General features: G+C 57.0%; 11 protein-coding genes and 1 pseudogene. 1 reads left to right on the top strand and 11 read right to left on the bottom strand.

Translation table 11 applies throughout. The features are described from left to right. Positions 1–2: 2 nt before the first annotated feature. On the bottom strand, positions 3–284 hold the full coding sequence (locus tag M2406_RS13645) for a zinc ribbon domain-containing protein (RefSeq protein ID WP_259190340.1): 282 nt from the start codon (positions 282–284) through the stop codon (positions 3–5). Positions 285–492: 208 nt separating this feature from the next. On the opposite strand from M2406_RS13645, the gene M2406_RS13640 reads away from it, so the two are divergent. Then, on the top strand, positions 493–1,437 hold the full coding sequence (locus M2406_RS13640; RefSeq protein WP_017894163.1) for a nucleoside hydrolase: 945 nt from the start codon (positions 493–495) through the stop codon (positions 1,435–1,437). 267 nt (positions 1,438–1,704) lie between these two features. Here the strand turns inward: M2406_RS13640 and M2406_RS26525 are convergent. The 10 genes and pseudogenes from M2406_RS26525 to yhdP form a co-directional block, all read right to left on the bottom strand. Continuing rightward, positions 1,705–1,857, bottom strand: a pseudogene (locus M2406_RS26525) (adhesin); the annotation flags it as partial. A gap of 117 nt (positions 1,858–1,974) precedes the next feature. Then, on the bottom strand, positions 1,975–2,280 hold the full coding sequence (locus tag M2406_RS13635) for a hypothetical protein (protein WP_259190339.1): 306 nt from the start codon (positions 2,278–2,280) through the stop codon (positions 1,975–1,977). Positions 2,281–2,284: 4 nt separating this feature from the next. Beyond that, the gene (locus M2406_RS13630; protein ID WP_405050624.1) at positions 2,285–3,388 is read right to left on the bottom strand and encodes a VENN motif pre-toxin domain-containing protein; all 1,104 of its coding nucleotides are present in this window, start codon (positions 3,386–3,388) and stop codon (positions 2,285–2,287) included. Between the two features lie 110 nt (positions 3,389–3,498). After that, a complete protein-coding gene (locus tag M2406_RS26520; protein ID WP_012147095.1) occupies positions 3,499–3,708 on the bottom strand; it encodes a hypothetical protein in 210 nt (69 codons plus the stop codon). Between the two features lie 110 nt (positions 3,709–3,818). Beyond that, positions 3,819–4,181: a hypothetical protein gene (locus tag M2406_RS13625; RefSeq protein WP_041419068.1), complete on the bottom strand. Its 363-nt coding sequence runs from the start codon at positions 4,179–4,181 to the stop codon at positions 3,819–3,821. A 9-nt stretch (positions 4,182–4,190) separates the two neighbouring features. Then, positions 4,191–13,313: a hemagglutinin repeat-containing protein gene (locus M2406_RS13620; protein ID WP_259190337.1), complete on the bottom strand. Its 9,123-nt coding sequence runs from the start codon at positions 13,311–13,313 to the stop codon at positions 4,191–4,193. A gap of 26 nt (positions 13,314–13,339) precedes the next feature. Further along, complete coding sequence (locus M2406_RS13615) at positions 13,340–15,013, bottom strand: ShlB/FhaC/HecB family hemolysin secretion/activation protein (RefSeq protein WP_259190335.1); 1,674 nt, start codon at positions 15,011–15,013, stop codon at positions 13,340–13,342. A gap of 287 nt (positions 15,014–15,300) precedes the next feature. After that, positions 15,301–16,746, bottom strand: a complete 1,446-nt coding sequence (tldD, locus tag M2406_RS13610; RefSeq protein WP_012147099.1) for a metalloprotease TldD — start codon at positions 16,744–16,746, stop codon at positions 15,301–15,303. Between the two features lie 7 nt (positions 16,747–16,753). Next, positions 16,754–17,614: a deaminated glutathione amidase gene (nit1, locus tag M2406_RS13605; protein ID WP_012147100.1), complete on the bottom strand. Its 861-nt coding sequence runs from the start codon at positions 17,612–17,614 to the stop codon at positions 16,754–16,756. Continuing rightward, positions 17,611–21,426 (bottom strand): AsmA2 domain-containing protein YhdP, encoded by a 3,816-nt coding sequence (gene yhdP, locus M2406_RS13600; RefSeq protein ID WP_259190334.1) that lies wholly within the window; start codon positions 21,424–21,426, stop codon positions 17,611–17,613. The genes nit1 and yhdP overlap by 4 nt, the downstream gene beginning before the upstream one ends. Between the last annotated feature and the right edge of the window lie 47 nt (positions 21,427–21,473).

Raw genomic sequence — 21,473 nt, 5'->3', positions numbered from 1 at the left:
GGCTATCCCCCGTTAGCGGCCTTGCCGCATTGTTGGCAAAAACGGCTGCCCGGTGACAACGGCGCTGAACACCCGCTGCATTGTGCCGCCGCCGTCTCGAAAGGTTGTCCACAACGGTGGCAATAACAGGCACCGGGCTTGTTAGGTGCCTGACATTGCAGGCATTGTGGCCCCTGCTCGCCGTGCTGGTTATAGCGGTTACCATGGTGGCCACTGCGATACCCTGAGCGCTGGTGCCCACCGCCAAAATCGCCTTGTCCCAAGAGTTTTTTCAACAGGCTCATCGCGCTTCTCCTCTGTGCTTTATGCCAGGTTATAGAATAAAGCCTGGAGTAAACTCCAGGGTAAAGCGCGCCGAGGGGGATTTACGTTTAATTACATCGCTAAATCAGCAACGCTTTGATGTGGTTAGCAAAAAGCATTATCGGTCATTACCTCGCCCACCATCGGTGCGCTATGCTGCGGGGACCTCTCCCTGCATCAGGAATAACAATGAAAAAAATCATACTGGACTGCGACCCGGGACATGACGATGCGATCGCCATGCTGCTGGCCTGGGGCAACCCGCAGATCGATCTGCTGGCCGTGACCACCGTGGTGGGCAACCAAACGCTGGAGAAGGTCACCCGTAACGCGCTGGCCGTCGCACGCATCGCCAATATTACCGGCGTACCCTTTGCCGCCGGCTGCCCGCGCCCGTTGGTACGCCAGATAGAAGTCGCACCAGATATCCATGGCGAATCCGGCCTGGATGGCCCGGTGTTACCGAAGCCAACGCTGGCGCTGGAACCCTGCCACGCGGTAGATCTGATCATCGATACCATCATGGCTCACCCGCCGGGCAGCGTGACGCTGGTTCCGACCGGCGGCCTGACCAACATCGCCATGGCGGTGCGCAAAGAACCACGCATTGCCGAACGAGTGAAAGAAGTGGTGCTGATGGGCGGCGGCTACCACGTGGGCAACTGGAGCGCGGTGGCGGAATTTAATATCAAGATCGATCCGGAAGCCGCGCACATCGTGTTCAATGAAAAGTGGCCGCTGACCATGGTCGGGCTGGATCTGACCCATCAGGCGCTCGCCACGCCAGAAGTCTGTGCCCGCATCGCCGCTATCCAAACCGGACCAGCCAGGTTTGTCGGCGAACTGCTTGAGTTCTTTGGCAAGATGTATCAGCAGGCGCAGGGCTTTAGCGCCCCGCCGGTACACGATCCTTGCGCGGTGGCCTATGTGATCGACCCCGAAGTGATGACGGTGCGTAAAGTCCCGGTGGATATCGAACTGACCGGCACCCTGACGCTGGGCATGACGGTAGCCGACTTCCGCGCCGCACCGCCGCCGGACTGCCACACTCAGGTGGCGGTGACGCTGGATCAGGATAAGTTTTGGGATTTGATAGTGGATGCGCTGGAGAGAATTGGGGAAGTGAAGGTTTAGGCTGCGGCTTGTAGGACAGGTAATGGTAAGGCGGTGGGCCGGGGGTGTTTGGATAGCCACCCGGCCTGGGTTTATCGGGGGATAAACTAGCGTTTTAGTAATGCAGTTAATTGCCCATCCAACTGGCTAAGGCAGTTATCCATATATTCCGTGGTGACCTGCTCCACCATCGCATAATCACTGGCTTGCCACTGCGCCAACGATGCCGTTCGCGGGGTTGGGCTGCACTTGAACTGGTCGACGGACCCCCGACCAATTCACCTCCGGGTTGTTCAACTGCGCGGCTATCGCACCCAGCATCGCATGCGCCATCGCGTTGGCGGCCACGTTGTCATCACCGATACGCGCTTTGATCTCTCTCGCCAGATACGGTGCCGCGCCGCTCGCCAATGCACCGGCAAGATTGTTCCCCGCCAGCGCCTACAGCGCCCAACAGGAGATCACCGCCGCACCCGGGGTGATCCGGTTGCAACTGCGAGAAGATGGGGGATTTAGGATCTGAGAGCAACCACCTCGGCCATCGGTCGAGGTGGTTCATTAAAACGGAGAAAATAAAATACTCTTATTATCGCGATCAGCCTGATCTATTAGTGCAATCACAGATAATAGGTAATCATGAACATCTTGCTCTGATGATTCATCTTTCATCAGGTTATTAATCTCCTTACGAAGATTTGCAAGTTGCTCATCACTAAAAAGCTCCATGTCACAGTTAGATAACTCAGATAACAATGGGTATTTACAGTGATCATCCCTGATTAAAGAACTTTCATTCCCCTGAAAGTCTTCCAATGAGGCAATACTTTCACCAATAACTTTATCCCATAAGTAAACAATAAACATATAGTTACCTCACCACCGTCTTACCCGGGAACGTATTGACCAAATTACCTTTCTTATCAGTGATGACCGTCATAATTGACGTTGGCATACTGTTGTTCATTGCATCAACACCAATATTTTTCCCCATATCCACAGTACGAATATAGTTACCAGTAGATGGTGAGTATTGCACCGGTGTCTTCACAACAGTATCTGACTGCAAGACAGTCTTCAGTTCATCCTTCGTCATTGTGAAGTGTGATTTATTAGCTCCCCATTCACCACCCGGCACGATGGCTTCCGACATCTGGATACCAGCATTATTCAGGCACAGCACTACATTACCCGCACAGGTTTGTATCGCCGCCTTGGCTGCTGCCGCTAGTTCCGGAGCCGCAGCGGCCAGAACGCCACCGCCAAGACCTGCAGGAAGCGCCACCATCAGCGCATCGTTCATCGCCAGCCCTTTCTGGCAGGATGCTGAACTTGGGTCAGTGCTGCAAGACGCAATATTCTTGCCGTGTTCCTGCACGAACTTGGTCTGAGTTTCCTCATTCCCGCCCAAGAAGTTATTCTCCACCGCATTTTTAGCGGCTTGCGAACCTGTCACGACCCCTGCGGTGCTGTCTGAGACGAGACCGCCCGCCAGTCCTGCGGCCAGCTGGCTCAAAGCACTCACCTCCTGCTTCTCACCTTCTGTCAGGCTGCTTATGTCACGGCCCGGGAACCTTATCTCTACTATCACCCGCGCTACCAGTTCGCCACCACCGGCACCTACCGCACCCGCTACCGCCGACTGGTTGTTCAACTGCGCGGTTATCGCACCCAGCACCGCATGCGCCATCGCGTTGGCGGCCACGTTGTCATCACCGATACGCGCTTTGATTTCTCTCGCCAGATACGGTGCCGCGCCGCTCGCCAGTGCTCCGGCAAGATTGTTCCCCGCCAGCGCCTGCAGCGCCCCCGTCACCGCCTGTGCGACTCTTTGTATATCGCTGCCGGTGCCATATTCCTTCATCTCGGCTTGATATTCCGGCGTTTTACGCAACGCTTTCGCGTCCAGCCCCGGATGCTTATCCTTCGCCGCCTTCAGCCCATTAATATCACCCTGGGTGCGGATAACATCCATCGTCTGTCCGGCGATCTCACCAATCAGCTGCGCCTGCTTCAGCCGGTTCTGCTCTTTCTCCTTGTCGAATATCGGTCCGATACTGCCGTTGGCGTTATCGGTATCCCGGCTCAGTTGATTAACATCCTGCTGCTGGTTGGCCTAGTCCCGAATAACCACGCTACCGCCAGATTGGTTAGCAAGTCGGCCCCTACCGGGCCACCGCTGCTGATGCTGCCCCCCTGATGCTCGGCCTTGAAATCCGCCTGATTATGGATATCACTGAAGCCCAGAGTACCGGCACCTGACTCTCCGGATCCTGCATCATTGATGCCGAACAACTGGAGATCACCGTTGTACCCGACGTGATCCGGTTACGGAGGCGAGAAGTAGGGGTATTTAGGGCCTAAAACAATAATCCCGACCAATTGGCCGGGATTCATCACATGGTCTAGATTAGATCTTCACCATTTAAAAGCATAATTATATTGCCTTCCCCTAACTCTTGCCTGAATACATCTGCTATTCCAGAAGTAGTCAACTCAGGGAAGGATTTATCATTCACTGCAATCAAAAAATAAGATTTTGGTTCTTTTAGTCCAAACTCTTCAGCAATTAATAACTTAGTCTCTTGATTGTACTTTTCAACACGATCATCAATCAGCCCAAGCTGTTGGCGACTTAAAATTGTATGTGGATCAAACATAAGATACGGGCCATCAAAGAGATGGTCGTACTTTTTCCTTACCACACTTAACCTTTCACTCAGTTCATCAATACTTATTGATGTATAACACGCTATATCAATTGACATTTTCATACCTTACTTAACTCGGATTGGCTTTCCTGACTGGTCGATAACTATAACCTTATCTAACCCTTTGATTGGCCAATCACTAAATTGTTTTTGCAACTCACTAACGCTTGCTTTTGTATCTGCCAAGTTGATAACGACATTGTTTGTTTGACCACTATTCACTTTCTCTAAAGCTCGGTCATAAATATTACGAACTGAGTTTGTTTTAGGGGCGATATTATCGAACACCTCACCATTAATTTTATAATCTGGTTTTTTAACCCCGGGAGTTACAGGATTCTGCTCAACATGATAACCATTTTTAGACAGAATCGTCGCCCCCTCATTTTCTCGTTGGAGTGAACGTATATTTTCTGCTGAGGCATTCGGCGGCAGTTTAGTTGGCTGGCCACTTAAAGAACCCGTTGTACCCTTTCCTATATTCTTCGCAGCATTAGCTGCCACAGCTTCAGCCTTAGCGGCTGTCGCCTCTGCCGCTGTCTTACCGATACCCACCGCACCACCGGCACCTACACCACCCGGCACGATGGCTTCCGACATCTGGATACCAGCATTATTAAGGCACAGCACTACATTACCCGCACAGGTCTGTATCGCCGCCTTGGCTGCTGCCGCTAGCTCCGGTGTCGCAGCGGCCAGAACGCCACCACCAAGCCCGGCTGGCAAAGCAACCATCAGCGCATCGTTCATCGCCAAACCTTTCTGGCAGGATGCTGAACTTGAGTCAGTGCTGCAAGACGCAATATTCTTGCCGTGTTCCTGCGCGAACTTGGTCTGAGTTTCCTCATTCCCGCCCAACAAGTTATTCTCCACCGCATTCTTAGCGGCTTGCGAACCTGTCACGGCCCCTGCGCTGCTGTCTGAGACGAGACCTCCCGCCAGTCCTGCGGCCAGCTGGCTCAAAGCACTGACCTGCTGTTTCTCGCTTTCTGTCAGACTGCTTATGTCACGGCCCGGGAACCTTATCTCTACTATCACCCGCGCTACCAGCTCACCACCACCGGCACCTACCGCACCCGCTACCGCCGACTGGTTGTTCAACTGCGCGGTTATCGCACCCAACACCGCATGCGCCATCGCGTTGGCGGCCACGTTGTCATCACCGATACGCGCTTTGATTTCTCTCGCCAGATACGGTGCCGCGCCGCTCGCCAGTGCTCCGGCAAGATTGTTCCCCGCCAGCGCCTGCAGCGCCCCCGTCACCGCCTGTGCGGCTCTTTGTATATCGCTGCCGGTGCCATATTCCTTCATCTCGGCTTGATATTCCGGCGTTTTACGCAACGCTTTCGCGTCCAGCCCCGGATGCTTATCCTTCGCCGCCTTCAGCCCATTAATATCACCCTGGGTGCGGATAACATCGATCGTCTGTCCGGCGATCTCACCAATCAGCTGCGCCTGCTTCAGCCGGTTCTGCTCTTTCTCCTTGTCGAATATCGGTCCGATACTGCCGTTGGCGTTATCGGTATCGCGACTGAGTTGATTAACGTCCTGCTGCTGGTTGGCCTGGTCCCGAATGACCACGCTACCGCCCGACACTGCCGCCTGCGTGGTGCCTTCTGCATGCCCTTTATTACCAGCGCCGGACAGGGCTGCGCCCGCCAGATTGGTTAGCAAGTCGGCCCCTACCGGGCCACCGCTGCTGATGCTGCCCCCCTGATGCTCGGCCTTGAAATCCGCCTGATTATGGATATCACTGAAGCCCAAGGTGCCGGTATCAAGGCGGTTTTTATCCGCCGTAGCCGTGCTGGCAATCACCGCGCCATCTAACTGCGTATGCTCGCCCACCTTAACATCATAGCCGCCCTTGCCGGCAAACAGACCGGTTTGCTCCTGCACGCTGTCATAATTACTGTGCAGTTTGTCACGACTCATGCTCAAGCTGGCAGAGCCACCGGCACCGATGATGGCCACGCTGACGCCACCACTGACGCTGGTCTGTTTGGCGTCGTAATTATCGCTATCCTGCTGGCTTTGCAACGTCAGATTACGCCCGGCATCCACCGTCACCTTTTCGCCACTGGCCTGCGCACCCGACAACAGGGTATCCCGGCCGCTGTGCATTGACAGCGTGCCGCCACTGTCTATCGTCGTTTCACTCCAGAACGTGCCATCGCCATGCTCGCTGCCCTGGCTCTTGTTGGCATTGGCGAACACGCTCAATCCGGTCTGTTGCCCTACGCCAATACTGACGCCGATATTGCCGCCGCTGCTCTTGTTGCTGCCCTCGGTCTTCTGCGTATTGGCTGCGCCCAGCAGCAACACATCCCGTTCGGCATTTAGGGTAGTGTCGCCCCCTGCTTTGAGCTGGCTGCCCACCACGGCAATATCGCCACTTTCAGCCGTGTTACCCTTGCCGGTGGCCGTCACCTGCAAGTTATTACCGGCGTTGAGCGTCGAGCCAGTAACTGAGGTTTGCTCCTGATGCTGTTTCGACGACGATTTCTGTGCCCCCAGCGAGACACTGATACCTACCATGCTGCCTTCTTCGGTATCGGTATTGCCGACTTGTGCCAGTTGCCCTGCCTGAACGGCCTGCACGCCAGATAAGGCTGCTTTGGTGCCCTGCAATGCCGCCAACCGACCATCAGTCTCCTGCTTCGCTTGCTGGGCCGTCGTTACCGCCGTGTTGATGGCGCTACCAACCGTGCCGGACAAGGCGAGGCTCAGACCACTTTGTTTCTGTTCAAAGGTTTCATCACGACGACGGATATCCTGACCCGGATCGATTTGTACGCTATCTCCCGTCACCGACAGGTTCTTATCCGCAATCACGTCCGCGCCGCCGATATGCGCCTTGGCACCGGCCACGATATTCACGTCGCCACCGGTAGAGCCAATGGTGCTGACGCTCTGGCTTTGGGTGGTGCCGTCTTCGTTCAACTGATGACGGGAAGATTTGCTGCCGAAGGTCACGCCGATGCCACCGCCGCTGAACATGCCGCTGGTTTTTTTCTCATTCAGCCGATAACGGGATTGCTCCTCGGTGGCTGCCACAATGTCGACGTTATTGCCCGCCTGCAGGTTTACCTTGCCGTCGCCGACCACCGTCGAGCCTTGCACCTTGAGATCGTTACCGGCATTGAGTGAGACATTGTTCCCGCTCAGTAGCCCGCCTTTCTCGCGGGTGGCGTAATCCTCTTCCACCGTATGGGTGGTGGTTTTGGACATCAGGCCTTTTTTGACCTTGGTCTCTTCAAAGAAGCTATAGTCGCTTTCGGTGGCGCTGTTCAGCGCGATATCACGCCCGGCACTCACCGCCACGTCACCGCTGGCCTGGGCCTGGGTGGCGTTAAGGGTCGCGTCCCGTCCGGCCTGAATGCGCGTGTCGCCACCGCTGGCGATTTCAGTGCCCTGCTGGCGTATGGACTCGTTTACTCGCTGTTGGCGACCGCCGTGACTTTCCTGATATTCCCGGCTTTGTTGAGTATTGAGGTTAACGTCACGCCCGGCGCGGAGTTCAACGTCGTTATCCGCCACCAGCGCCGCCGCCTGCGAATTCAAATCGCGACCGGCCTGCAACTGCAGATCCCCACCGCTAGTGAGGGTGCTGCGCGTCGCACCACTGCTGATGTGTTCGCTACCGTCGGTTTTCTGACGGCTCCCCTGTTCGGCGGTGTTCAGATTGATGTCACGCCCGGCTGTTAATGCCGCATCCCCCTTGCTGCCGATTTGGCTGGCAACCAGGTTCAGATCCTGCCCGGCGTTGACGTTTAGCGCCCCACCCGCACTGATTTCAGTGGCCAGGCTGCCATGGGTTTCATTTTCTTTTAGCCCACCGCCCCAGCGGCCGCCGTCTGACTTATCGACGCGAGAAGTGTTATTGGCAAGCAAGTTGACATTGCCACCCGCCCGTAGATCCATTGCACCACCAGAGGTAACCTGCGCCCCGGTAACATCGATATTGTTACCGGCCTGCATATTCAATGTATCTCCGGCGCGGATCACGGCGGTATCACCGACTTCGGTACGCGACAGCGTCAGCGATTGGCCACCCAGGGTACCGGTGGCATCCCACTGGCGGGCCTGGGTTTTATTGATAATGCTGCCGTTCTGGCTTGCAAGCTCGACCCGCTGACCGCTGATGGTCGAACCGATATTGCTGATATCCCCAATAGCGTTCAAACTCAGCCCATCTTTAGCGTTGATCATTCCCTGATTAAGATTGCTGATGCCTGCCTGGCTGTTGACGTTCAACCGCTCACCGCCCTGCAGCGTGCTGGCGTCGTTACGGATGCTGCCACCGTTCAGGTTAACCTTGTTGCCCGCAATCACGCTGCCACTCAGTGGGGCGACGTCAGCTTTGGCCAAGTACAGTTTTGGTGCCAGCACCGTCTGGCCGTTGACCGTCACCTTCTCCCACCAGACGATGCTGTGCTCCAGCTGTGAAACCTGTGCCGGTGTCAGGCCAATGCCAAACTGCAACTTCAGGCCGCTCTGCGCCCGTGCCGCGTTGTCGATCAACTGCTGCATCTGCGCCAGTTCGGATCCGACGCCGTTAAGATAGCGCTGACCGGTCTGGCTGAGCATCGCGTTGCTGATGTAACGGGTATCGAACGCCGCATCGCCCAGGAAACGGTAGTCGTAATCTGGGTTTAACTTTAAGCGGTCGAGGAAATAGGCCGAGCCGATAAACTGCTTCTCGTTGGTGAAACGGCTGTCGCTTTCACGCGGGGCCGCGCCCGGCTGTTGGCCCAGCATGGCGTAGAGATCGTTGAACAGGCTGTTGTCCAACTGGCCCAGGCCGTCCAGTTTGGGATTGGTGGTGATCAGATAGGGGCTGTTCGGGTCTTCGGTCACGACAAAACGACCGTTGCCACCGGTTGGCAACGGGTAATCCGCCAGATTGTCTTTCCACTCCGGCGAACCAAACACTACGCTTTGGTCCTTCGCCAGGGCTTGTTGTTCTACCGCATTGACGGCTTCCGGCTGTTGCAGGCTATCCAGCGTTGGCCGCGCCAGAGTGTGGCTGAGGCTACCGGCGTTCGGGGTCACAGTGGTATTGCTGATATCGTCGGTAAACTTGGCGTTGACTGCACCGCCAGCCTGGAGCACTGAACGATAAACACCGTCGTCGGTGCGTTCAGTGCGCACTTCTCCGCTGGCTTTATAGTGGATATTTTTGTCGTCGATTTTCCCTTTGGCGTAATTATTGATTGCAGAGACCGCGGATACCTTCGGCGTATTATCCGAGCCCGGTAACGGCGGTTTTTGATAGGTATAGGTTTGATAACGTGTTTCTGTACCCGCAGCCCATGACTGGTTGTTCAGCGTGCTGCCGGTGAGCGCAATATCCCCATCGGCCAGAATATCGCTGGCCAGATTATCCAGCGTCGTGGCATTCAGCGTCATGTTACGGCCGGCGGCAATGCGCGCCGCGCCGCCCGAGCTGCTGACCGTCACCTTGCTGGTCGACAACGCCAACTCTTTGGTGGTGGCATACGGCGAGGCGTAGGTATACGTCTTGTACACTTCACGCGCAGCATCCCCCGCCATTTGACGCATGGTCTCCACGGTGTAATAACCGTACTCGTCATCGTTAAAGAAGCTCAGCGGAATGCTGGCCGTGGCCCCGTTCAGCCAGTCGTATTTTTTGGTCAGATCTTCCTGCGTAACCGAGGTTTTCAGCCCATCACGCTGATTAAGCAGATGCGCGGTTTTGATCTGAATATCGCCGGTTTCGGTCTCGATGGTGCCCGAGGTGTTGACGATCTGGCTGTTGGTATTACCGTCGGCGTCTTTCTGCATCCACAGTTTGCTGGCTGCCAGAATGTCGCCACGCTGGTTGGTGATACGATCAGCCAGCAACTTCATATCGACGCCGGCGTACAGCATGCCGCTGTTGAGCAATGAGTTGGCGGCACTCAACAGCAGAGTACCGGAGGTGCCGATAAAGCCGTTGTTGCTGATGTCGCCACGGCTCAACAGCTGCACCAATCCGCCCGACTGCAGGCTGGCGGCGGCGTTTTGAGTGAGCCCGGCGGCTTCGAGGCGCATTTCTCCGCTGCCGCCACGCAATGAACCGGCGTTGCTCAACTGACCGCCGCTGCGAATATCCACACACTGGCCCTGAGTGGTGCCCTGCAGCAGAATATCGCCGTCGCTGGTCAGAACCAGCGCTTTGCCCACCGCCAGGGTGCCGCTCTGGGTGAAGGCGTCTTTCAGTGTCAACGTCATGTTGCCTAGCGCCACCAATTGGCCGTACTGATTCAACAGGGTGCTGGCCAGTGAAATATCGCCGCCACTCAATAGTTTGCCGCTGTTCTGGTTATCAATCTGCCGCGCTTTGAGGCTCATCTGGCTTGTCGCCAGCAGCGTGCCGGTGTTATCCAGGCTGTCCGCCTTCAGTTTTAAATTACCGCCCTGCAACGTCCCTTTATTATTCAGAGTATCCAGCGTGAGCTGGTTATCGCCGGAGGTGCTCAATGTGCCGCGGTTATCCAACGTCGTGCCGGTGAACGTCAGGCTGTCGGCCTGCATCAAGCCGCTGTTGTTCAGCGTCGGTGCTTGCAGACTCAGCGCACCACCTGCCATCAGGTTACCTGAGTTGATCAACTGAAGATCCAACTGCAGCGCGCTGCTGCCATCCCCCTGCAGATCCCCGGCGTTATTGAGCTCTTTAGCCTCCAGCTGCAACGTCCCCAGACTGCGCACATTGCCGCCGGCCAGGTTATTGAATATGCCGCTTAGCTTGGCCTCGAGGCTTTTTTGCCCCTGCAGCCTGCCGCTGTTGGTCAGGTCTGCAGCGCTTAACTTCAATTCTTCTGCCTGTATATGACCCTGGTTGTTCAAGGTCAGCGCCGTCAGGTCCGCTTTGCCATTGGAGAAAATCTTGCTGTCGAGACCGGCATCAAGATCGCCGCTTAGATCCAGTGTGATCCCCTTGCCCGCCTGCAGCGTACCTTTATGATCCAACTGCCGCGCAGTCAGCGTGATACGATCCCCCTGCCATAATCCGCTGTTATTAACCGTCGCCGCCTGGGCCGTTAATTCGCCTTCGCTGAGCAGCTTGCCCCCAGTAGCGTTGGTCAGATCCTTAGCCAACTGCAACGCCAGCTTTTGTACGCCGTGCAGGTTGCCGGTGTTGTTCAGCGATTCGCTTAACACCAGTTCCAGCGTCTGGGCCCCCATCAGCCCACTGTTCACCAGGCTATCGCCGCGTAGCTCCAGCCGTTGGTCAGCCAGCAGATCCCCCTGCTGATCGAGCTGTTTTACCTTCAGCGTGGCGTTCTCAGTGGCCTTCAGGTGTCCGCGCTGCTTCAGCGAGTCTCCGCCCCAGTCAATATTGCGCGCGTCTATTTCGCCGCTGTTATCCGCCGTGGCGGCAGAAAACTTCAAATCCTCCAGCGTGTTGAACACGCCGGCCAGCTGCGCGTCTTGCGCAACCTTGAGCTTCATGTCCTGTTTGGACTGGGTGCGGGCGCCGGCGGTAGACAGCAGTTTTTTTGTCTCTATCGTCAGGCCAAGTTCACTGGAAAGCAGCCCGCCGAGCCGTACATCATCGGCGTTGAGGGTGATATTGCCGTCGCTCAGCAGCGATGAGCCCAGCTCGGTTTTCAGAGAGCCGGTGTGATCAAGGGTGACGCCTTGCTTGCCGCTGGCGCTTCCGGCCAGTAAAAATTCACCCGCCTGTACCGTCAATGGGCCATCGGCAAGTAGTGAGCCCGCGACATTAAGCCTGTCGCGTACCCGCAGTTCGAGTTGTTGTTGGGAGCCGATCGTCCCCTTATTGTCGACAGCGTTGGCGGTGATGGTCTGCATTCCCCCCGCTTGCAACTGCCCAAGGTTAGCGAGTTGGTTGCTGGTCAGGTTCTGTGTGCCCTGAGCCTGGATCAGGCCGCTGTTGGTCAGATTCTGTGTCTTAACACGGCTGTCGCGATTGGCAGCCAGCTGGCCAGCGTTGGTCAGATGATTGGCCTGCAACTGCAGATCGCGTCCAGCGGTCAGGGTGCCCTGCCAGTTGCCGTCGCCGCTGAGCGTCAGGTGGATATCGCCTTCGGCCGTCAGGCTGCTGTTTTTATCGCTGCTCAGGCTGGCAGCATCCACTTGCAGGCGGCCGTCCGTATCGGCTTTGCCCGCCTGCAGTTTGCCTGCGGCAGTCAGTTGCATATCCCCTTTGGCGCTCAGCGTGGCCTGACTCATGGCAATATCGCCACCGCTGTTCAGGGTAAGCGCCTGCCCGGCCTTGTGGTTGCCGCTGAGCGTTATTCCCGCCGCAGTGGCATTCAGACCGCCCTGCGCCAGCGTTTTATTCAGTCGCAGTTGGCCATTGGCATCCAGCTGAATATCGCCTTCACGCGCGGTGAGGTTGCCGAGGTTGACCCCGACCCCTTTTTCACTGGACACCAAATGAATACGGTTGGCGTACATACCGCCAAGGGCGCCGGTGTCGATGGCCACCTTGGGCACGTCGCCATTACCGGCGATCGCCGTGGCCTTGCCGGTAGCGTCCACCCGGTTAGCCCCGAGCGTGATGTTGAGATCTTTGGCATACAGTTGAGCGTTAATCTCGGTAGCGCGGGCGATCAGGGCGAATTTGTCGCTCTTGCTGGCGTCCAGCCCCTTGCCCTGAATGGTGATCGCCCCTTGGGTGACTTCCAGCGCCTGCAGCTTGCCGTCGGCACCCAGCACCGGTTTGCCGGTGGTCAGCGTCGCGTTAGGGGTGTTGATAAAGCCGCAGCCGTCGCAGGTGATGCCATAGGGGTTGGCGACCATCACGCTGGCCTGCTTTCCTGCCACCTCCAGGTAGCCCTGAAGCTGTGAAGGGTTCGGTGCCACCACTTCGTTGATGATGCCCTGCGCTTCCTTGCCGGCCTGCAGGTTGGGGTTGTTCTGGATCAGGCCGCCAAGCTGGCTCTGGTTGAGCTGCCCGGTGGCGTTGTTGAGGATCACGCCCTCTTTGCCGACGTTGAAATCGTTGTATTTGTTATGGGAAATACCGGCCTGATTCGGCGTGGCAATGTTGACCACCGGCACGCCGTTGGCGGCCTGATCGACACGGGTATTACCTTCGGCCACGTTAACGCCTTCGGCCAGCGCCGGCAGCAGCGGCTGCCCGGCCAGTAACATGCACAGGGTGTAGCTCAGCAGACGCTGAGGGGTATTAAGCGGTTGATTCGGTTTACGCTTCATCCTTGAAACCTTCCTGTACAGTAGCGTTAAAGTACGATATTCACCCGGTAGTAAACCGAAACCCGATCCGGCTTCAACCAGTCGGGATAAGCCAGCGGCCAGCCGACGGTCAGTTGGCTGCCGAAATAGCGCCCGCGGCTGCCCAGCCCCACTGCGCCGCCCCACAGCGTGCCGGAGGCGTTAGCATCCAGCTTGTCACGCTGTAAATAGCCACCATCGAGCGCCGCCAGGGCGTTGATGCTGCCGAGGTACGGCAATGTCACCAGCGTGCGATTGACCTCGTTACGCCAGTAACCGCCCTTGTCACCGGAAAGGTATTGTTCCTTGAAACCACGCACAGAGCTTTCCCCACCTATCGTCAGGCGTTCGCTGCCGTACAAACGGTGGTTACTCCACTGGCTGTAAAGACTGGTGAGATAGGTCCAATCTTGCGTCAGCGGCAGGTAGTAGCTGCCAGAAAGCGAAAGTTTGTGAAACTCGGCCCGGGGCGCTTCCTTGATTTTTCCGCTGTCATTTTCTGCGCCCAGCCAGGGGACACCACGGCTGTAGGCCGGGTTCAGGGTGGCGAACCCGCCCAGCAATTTCTGGCTATGGCTGACCCCTAACGTGACGCTGGTCAGCTTGCGGCTGCTGCTTTCCAGCCGGGTATCGTTGAGGTAATTGCGATTGATGCGGTGCGTCAGCCCCAACGACAGGCCGGTTTTCATTTCGCCGTCACGGAACAGCACCCGCGAAACGCCCAGGCGATGGGTCTGGCTGTCACCGCTGGAGCGCCAGTCAAAACCCTGGTTATTGAGCGTGGTCAGGTAATCGCTGTAGGAATAGTTGTAATCCAGCGTCCAGTAGCCATAGGGCAGGCTGACGCCGGTTTGTACGCTGCGTGCGTTGTGATCGTTGGCAAAATCACTGCTGCGGGCGCCAGCGACAAACCATTGGTCCGCCAACCCGAGCAGGTTATTGCCGGTCAAGGATCCGTTGATCTGCCCGCTCCCGGTGCTTTTTTGCCCGCTGTTGTCGAAACCCAGCCCCAGCATCAGCGGAAATTCGGGTTTGGCGCTCAGATTGACCAATGAGTAACCCGGTTGGCTGCCGGGCAGGATTTCTATCTGCACCGGTTGCTGACGCAGGCGGTTAATCTGCTCCATGCCCTGCTCGATATCACGCAGGTTAAGGATCTTGCCCTGCAGGCCCGGGAAGGCCATTTTCAGCATCCGATCGTCCTGCTTTTCCAGCTGAATTTTCTCCAGCTTGCCTTCCAGCACCAGTAACCGCAGTTCGCCACGCGACAGATCCTGCTCGGTCAGAAATGCGCGGCTGGTGATATAGCCACGGCCGATATACCAGTCGGAGATCTGCTGCACCAGCGTTTGGATTTGCCCCAGATTCAGGCATTGCTGCAGGTAATTCTGGGTGAGTTTACGTTGCGCGCTGGCAGGCAGATGCTCGGCGCCTTCCAGTTGAATTTGGGTGATGGTGAAGCAAGGGCCACCCGCGTTGGCGCTGGGTGCCGGGGTTGCTGGCAAGGTCGGCGTCAGGCTGCGTTGCAATTCCTGTCGCTGCTGCTGGTTTTGTTCCAGTAATTCGCGCTGCTGTTGTTGGATCGTGTCGCGGTCCGCCGGGCTAAGCAGGTTAGCGCCGGTGGCGGAAGAAAAGAAAATGCACAGCAAAGCAGCCGAAAGCCGTTGAGTAACTGAATCCATTCAGAAGACCATCCGTGTGTTTTTTCAGCATTTTAACGACAGGACGGGGAATGTAACAAGGTTGAATCATTAGCCAATGAGGTAGTTCAGGCCGATTGGTAGAGACAATTCCTAAGCCAAACCGCAGAAAATCACCTGTAATAGTTAAATATAATTCATTGATTCGCACGAAAAGGAAAAAACAGTGGATCGCTCTTTATTTCAGCTAAACCCAAAAATTGCTGCTAATGCGATGAGCGCCGCAAAACAGAAACGGATAGGGGCCGTGAACCGGCCCCTGGAAAGTATTACGCGGTACCACCGACGGTCAGGGTGTCCAGCTTCAGGGTCGGTTGACCAACCCCCACCGGCAGGCTTTGCCCCTCTTTACCGCAAACGCCGACGCCTTTATCCAGCGCCAGATCGTTGCCCACCATCGAAATCTGCTGCATCGCCTCAATACCGGAGCCGATCAGGGTGGCGCCCTTCACCGGCTTGGTGATGCGACCTTTTTCGATCAGGTAGGCTTCGGTGGTGGAAAACACAAACTTGCCGGAGGTGATATCCACCTGGCCGCCGCCAAAGTTCGGCGCGTACAGGCCGTATTCAACGCTGGCGATGATCTCTTCCGGCGTAGACTTGCCCGCCAGCATGTAGGTGTTGGTCATGCGCGGCATCGGCAGATGCGCATAGGACTCACGGCGGCCGTTACCGGTCGGCGCAACGCCCATCAGACGCGCATTGAGTTTGTCCTGCATATAACCTTTCAGGATACCGTTCTCAATCAACATGTTGTACTGGCCCGGTACGCCTTCGTCATCGATCGCCAGTGAACCTCGTAACCCCTGCAAAGTGCCGTCATCCACCACCGTACAAAGCTCGGAAGCCACCAACTGACCCATCTGGCCGCTGAAGACCGAAGTACCACGACGGTTGAAGTCGCCTTCCAGACCATGGCCCACCGCTTCATGCAGCAGGACGCCCGGCCAGCCTGCGCCCAGCACCACCGGCATATTACCGGCTGGGGCTGCAACGGCAGAAAGGTTAATCAATGCCATGCGCACCGCTTCTTTGGCGTAGGCGTCAGCACGGACTTCGCCATCGGCGATTTCCAGGAAATAGTCATAGCCGAAACGGCCACCGCCGCCGCTGGAACCGCGTTCACGCTTGCCGTCTTGCTCCACCAGTACGCTGACAGACAAGCGCACTAATGGGCGAACGTCCGCAGCCAGAGTACCGTCGGTGGCCGCCACCAGAATTTGTTCATACACGCCGGTGATACTGGCGCTAACTTCCTGCACCCGCTTATCGGCCGCGCGGGCTACCTTGTCAATGCGGTGCAACAGGGCGATTTTCTCTTCCCGCGGCAGGCTTTGCAGCGGATCGAGCAGGGGATACAGCGCCTTATGGCTGATTTCACCCAAGGTATGCACCTGACCATTACCGCTGTCACGCACTATGCTGCGCGCGGCATGGGCGCTTTGCTGCAAGGCGTTCAGGGTGATTTGATCGGCATAGGCGAAGCCGGTTTTCTCGCCGCTCACGGCGCGTACTCCAACCCCTTGGTCGATATTGTAAGAGCCATCCTTGATGATACCGTCTTCAATCACCCAGGCTTCGTGGTAGCTCGACTGGAAATAGAGATCGGCGTAATCGAGGCGGCGTTCGGCCAGTTGCCCCAGGACGGAAAACAGATCCTGGTGGCTCAGCTTATTGGCAGCAAGTAACTGCTCACTGACAAACGTCAGGCTCATAATTTTTTCACTCTTTAATGGAGAATTTGTTGTCAAACGGCGCCGTCAGCGACGTCTGGAATCGGTTGTGCTGCAATACCGGCATCTGCTCGCGAATGGTTTTGAGGCCGGTGATATCGACCCGAACTTTCAACGCCGATACCGCATCGGGGTTTTCAGCCAATACCTTGCCCCAGGCATCCACCGCCAGCGAATGGCCCCAGGTGCGACGAGTCGGGCCATGGCTGCCAACCTGTGCCGGCGCCAGGATCACACACTGGTTTTCTATCGCTCTGGCGCGCAGCAAAATTTCCCAGTGTGCCTCACCGGTCACACGAGTAAAGGCCGCCGGTACGGAAATCAGTTCAGCGCCCTGTGCCCGTAACGCCTGGAACAGCGCCGGGAAGCGCAGATCGTAGCAGATGGTCATGCCAAGCCGCCCGACCGGGGTATCCACTACCTGGAGCTCTTGGCCATGCTGATAGGTATCCGACTCCCGATAATGGCCGTGAGAGTCGTTAATGTCCACGTCGAACATGTGCAGCTTGTCATAGCGCGCGCGGATCTCGCCCTGGTCGTCGAACAGCAGGCTGCTGGTGGTGATCAGCGCAGGATTTTCACGGCTGACCAACGGCATCGACCCCACCAGCAGCCAGACGCCATAACGCCGTGCCATCTCGCGCACCGCATTCTGCAGCGGCCCGTCGCCCTGGCGTTCAGCATGTTCACGATAAGCCGCAGAATTGGCGAACAGCAGCGCGTTCTCCGGCGTCATCACCAGTTTTACCCCGGTATTGAGCTGCTTAATCTGCTGTTCAATCTGGGCCAGGTTATCACGCACCCGATCGCCACTGCACAACTGTAACAACGCAACGTTAGCATTTCTCATGACGCCTTATCCTCCTTTGGCTTACGCAGGACCTCGTTGACCTTCGGCTGGTCCAAATCGCCGCTGATGTGGTAACGAATCAGCGAGATCTTACTCCACAGCGGCCCCAACACCTGCGAGGCAGCAAACACCGCCGCGCCGACAATCGGGTTAATCACGAATGCCGTCGCCACACCGACAGTGGTCGAAATGGCCGGTGCGACCACTGCTTCCATATCAATCCGGCGGCGCGCCAAATCGACCTGTCCGTTCATGGCGATATCCGCCGCCAGCCCGTCAACCAACAGGTTATCGGTATGCATTATGCCATCTTTCAGCCACGCGGTGCTGCGGATGGAGTCAAAGTAGAAACCTTTGCCGAAGGTATCACTGAAATCGAACTGCAACTTACGCAACAGGGAGTCGACACTGACCAAACGCAACAGCTGGCCGGCACGTCCACCGCCCATGCTGTCGATCTCACCCTTGCCCATATTGACCTTCATCGCACCGCTGAGGGTACTCATCTGCGGTTTCCACGGCGTGCCACGCCAGTACAGATCAAAATCAATGTCATAAGGCGCGCCTTTCAGCGGCGTGGTGATGCCGAAGAAAGCGGCGGTTTCATCAATTTTGCCACCCAGCAGTTTGCCTTTCAGCGAGCTGCGTTCTTCCTGGGCGTTCTGCTTCCACAGGCCGCTGGCGGTCATGCGCCCTTTGCCGGTATCGACCAAGCCATGCTCCAGGGTCAGGGTATCACCCTGATTGGCCAGATCCGCCTCCACCTTGCCGAGGTTTTGCCCCATCATCCAGCACGACTTGCAGCGCAGCATCAACGACGGCCAGTCACGGAAAGAAACCTTTTCTGCCGCGGCCAGCGGGTTGGTCGCCGCCGTCGCCGTCCCCTTGCTATCGCTAAACTGCGGATTGTAATAAAGATAATTGATATCGGCACGCCACGGCCCACGATCCGTCACCCGCAGACTGCCGTCGACTTCATCCCCCTTGGCGCTGACCAGGGTGCCGCCGAGCTGTTTCTCGGCCGACAACGTCAGCTTGTGCCAGGCCTGACCGCCCAACAGCAGCTGCGGTGTTTTCAGCGCTACGGTGGTTGGGAAGTTGAAGCCGCCCACCTGGCCCGAGCCACCGCCTTGTTTTAACGCCGGTGCCATTAACCCCAACCACTTTTCACCGTCCAGTGGCGGCAGGTTGAGCGTCAAAGATTTACCGGCCGGTAAAGGTGGCGTTCCACCGCCTTCGGTTTGCCATGCCGCTCGTGCCAGCGTCACCTGCTGTTTGGCGAAGGTCCATTCGCTGTTGAAATGGTTCTGCTTGCCGGCGCTACCGGTTAGCATGAAGCCATTCAGGCCACCTTTCACTTTTACACTCAACGGCAGTGGCTCACCCGCCGGCTTATCCAGTGGAGAAGGTAAGTGACTGCTTACTTTCCTAAGGTCCGCATCAACGCCGATGTCATAGCTGGCGTTGCCCTTATGCGGCAAGGTAATGGCAACCTGGCCCTGCCAGGGTGCGCTGCCACTCAGGGCATCGGCGACTTCTTGTGGAATTCCCGGGAATTTACCCGGCTGCCAGTCGGCCTTCAGACCCACATTGACCTTGTAGTCACTTTTACCTTCCAGCGTATTGAAATTCACCGCAACCGGCTGCCCGAACCAGTTGGCCGACAGGCTATCACTGGTCAGATTGCCGTTATCGAAGCGGAACTTGCCGCTGACCTTTTGCAGCTCACTTTCGATCGGCTTAACCAGCAATGAGTTGTTGTTCAGCGCCACCTCGCCCGTGGCGCGCACCAGCTCGCCGTTCAAGGGGATGTCGAGATGTAAGCGCCCACTGACATTACCGCCAATCTGCAGCTCATCCAGTGCAGCACCCAGCGAATCATGCAGAGGTGTCTGCTCGAAATAGTCATGGATTTCCTCACCCTGACCCGCCACGTCAGCATCAACCAACAGGCGCTCTTTCAGGTAGTCCGGAATGATGGCGGTAACATTTTTGCCATCGACTTTACCCAGTTTGGTCTGCGGAGCATTCATCCACAGCCCTTCATTGGCAAAATCGAGATCGATGGCCAGATCGGTCAATGCCGGCCAGTCCGGTTGGAACTGGAAGGTCGAATGGCGCAGCGGGACAAATACCTCAAACTGGCCTTCATGTTTACGGTAAGGGAAGTGCTGCGGGTCACCGTTGTAGAGCAGCGTGGCGTTATCCACCTGCCCGCCCTGAATGGCACCGCTGAGGTAGTCCACCAGGTGCTTGCCCATCAAGGGTTCCGGGAAGTAACGCCAGGCGTCTGCGGCATCATACAGGCGGATACCGGCCAGAATGCTCAGCCACGGGTCGCCCTTGGCCGGCTGCTGGTAGCGGAAATCACCGTTCACCCACAGCGATTTGGCTTTCACATCCAGATTTTTACTCGCCAGCTCCCAGCCCTGTGGGTTGTTCAGCCAGGTTAACGCACCGCGCGCGCTGCTGACTTCCAGCGGGGCGCGGAACATATCGCCATACGGTAAGGTGCTGTCGTTGAGATCAAGCTGCAGGCGGCCATTTTCTACACCGCCACTCAGCGCGCCAGAGAAATGATTTATCCCCGGCAACAGCTTCCACGGCTGCCAACTGACGTCCTGCCAACGGGCCTGGAAACGGGTTTTTTCCGGCTGTTTCAACGGAATATCCAACGCCAATGCATTGACCTTGCCTTGCGGTTGCAGGTCGTTCCAGCGCTCCAGCACGTCCGGGCTGAGGAATGAGAAGGTCGGTAACAGCGCAGACAGGCGTTCAAGCTGAATGTTGGTCGCTCGCACGCGTAGTTCTTCCGTCTGCCCCGGCCCCATAAACTCGGTATTTTCCGGCAGCCACAGCCCGGACAGCTTGCCCTGCGGCCAGGCCTGGCCGTCGGTGGCCAGGTTGAGCTGCGGCACCTCGACTTGCCAGCCGGTCCCCTGGCGGCTGAGCGTCAGCGCCAGATTGTCCACGTCCAGCCGGTGCTGTTGTTTGCCCACGTTCCAGTTGGCCGCGCCCTGCTTTAACAACGCACTGCCGCCGGCAATTTCACCGTTCTGTATTTGTAGCCAGGCTGCCAGGCTAAAGTCGGCGCTTTCCAGGCCGGTATTGGCGCGTAACCAACGGGTGAACCAGGGCTTCATGTCGATATTATCGGCCTGCATATAGACCGTACCCACATTCAATAAACCCTGGTTATCACGCAGGTCCATGCGCAGCTGTACCACACCATGCTGGCCATTCAGCGTCGACAGGCTAATCTGCCCTTCGGCACGGTGGCGATCGCGCCCGTTAAGCCAGGTTAGCTGTGGAACCTCGAATTCGGCGCGCGCACCGGCAGGCGTAAGGAAGGAAAGGCGGCTGTCACGCAGGTTGAAGTGATCGACCTGATGCAGCAGCAAATCGCTGATTTTACCCGGCTCGATGGTGCTGCCCTTATGCTCTTCGCCACCCAAAGTGGTGTTGAGATCGAACTGGAGTTGGTAGAAGGTGAGATCGCGGAACTGCCAGCGCCAGTGCAACAGCGACTGCCATACGTCCAGCGCCAGGGTAACGCGTTCAATACGCAGATTGCTTTTGGGCAGCGTGGCGCGCACGTTGCGCATTTCCAACTGCGGGCCGAAGGTTTCCCAACTTCCCTGCATAAAGTCGATCTGCACCGGCACGCCGGAGAGGCTTTCGACCTTGGCCAACAGTTGCGGGCGGTAGTTGTTCAGTTCAGGCAGCGCCAAACGCAGCCCGCTGATCAGCAACGCCACGATGACAATCAGACTGGCGCCTGTAGCTAACAAAATCCCAGGCAGTCGCCTCACGCAGTTCTCCTTGCTTCCGCTGCCTGGCAACGGGATATCTATGCATG

The sequence above is a fragment of the Serratia sp. BIGb0163 genome, assembly GCF_024809935.1.
GTDB classification, from domain to species: Bacteria; Pseudomonadota; Gammaproteobacteria; order Enterobacterales; family Enterobacteriaceae; genus Serratia; species Serratia quinivorans.
This window is presented reverse-complemented; position numbering and strand designations above follow the sequence as displayed.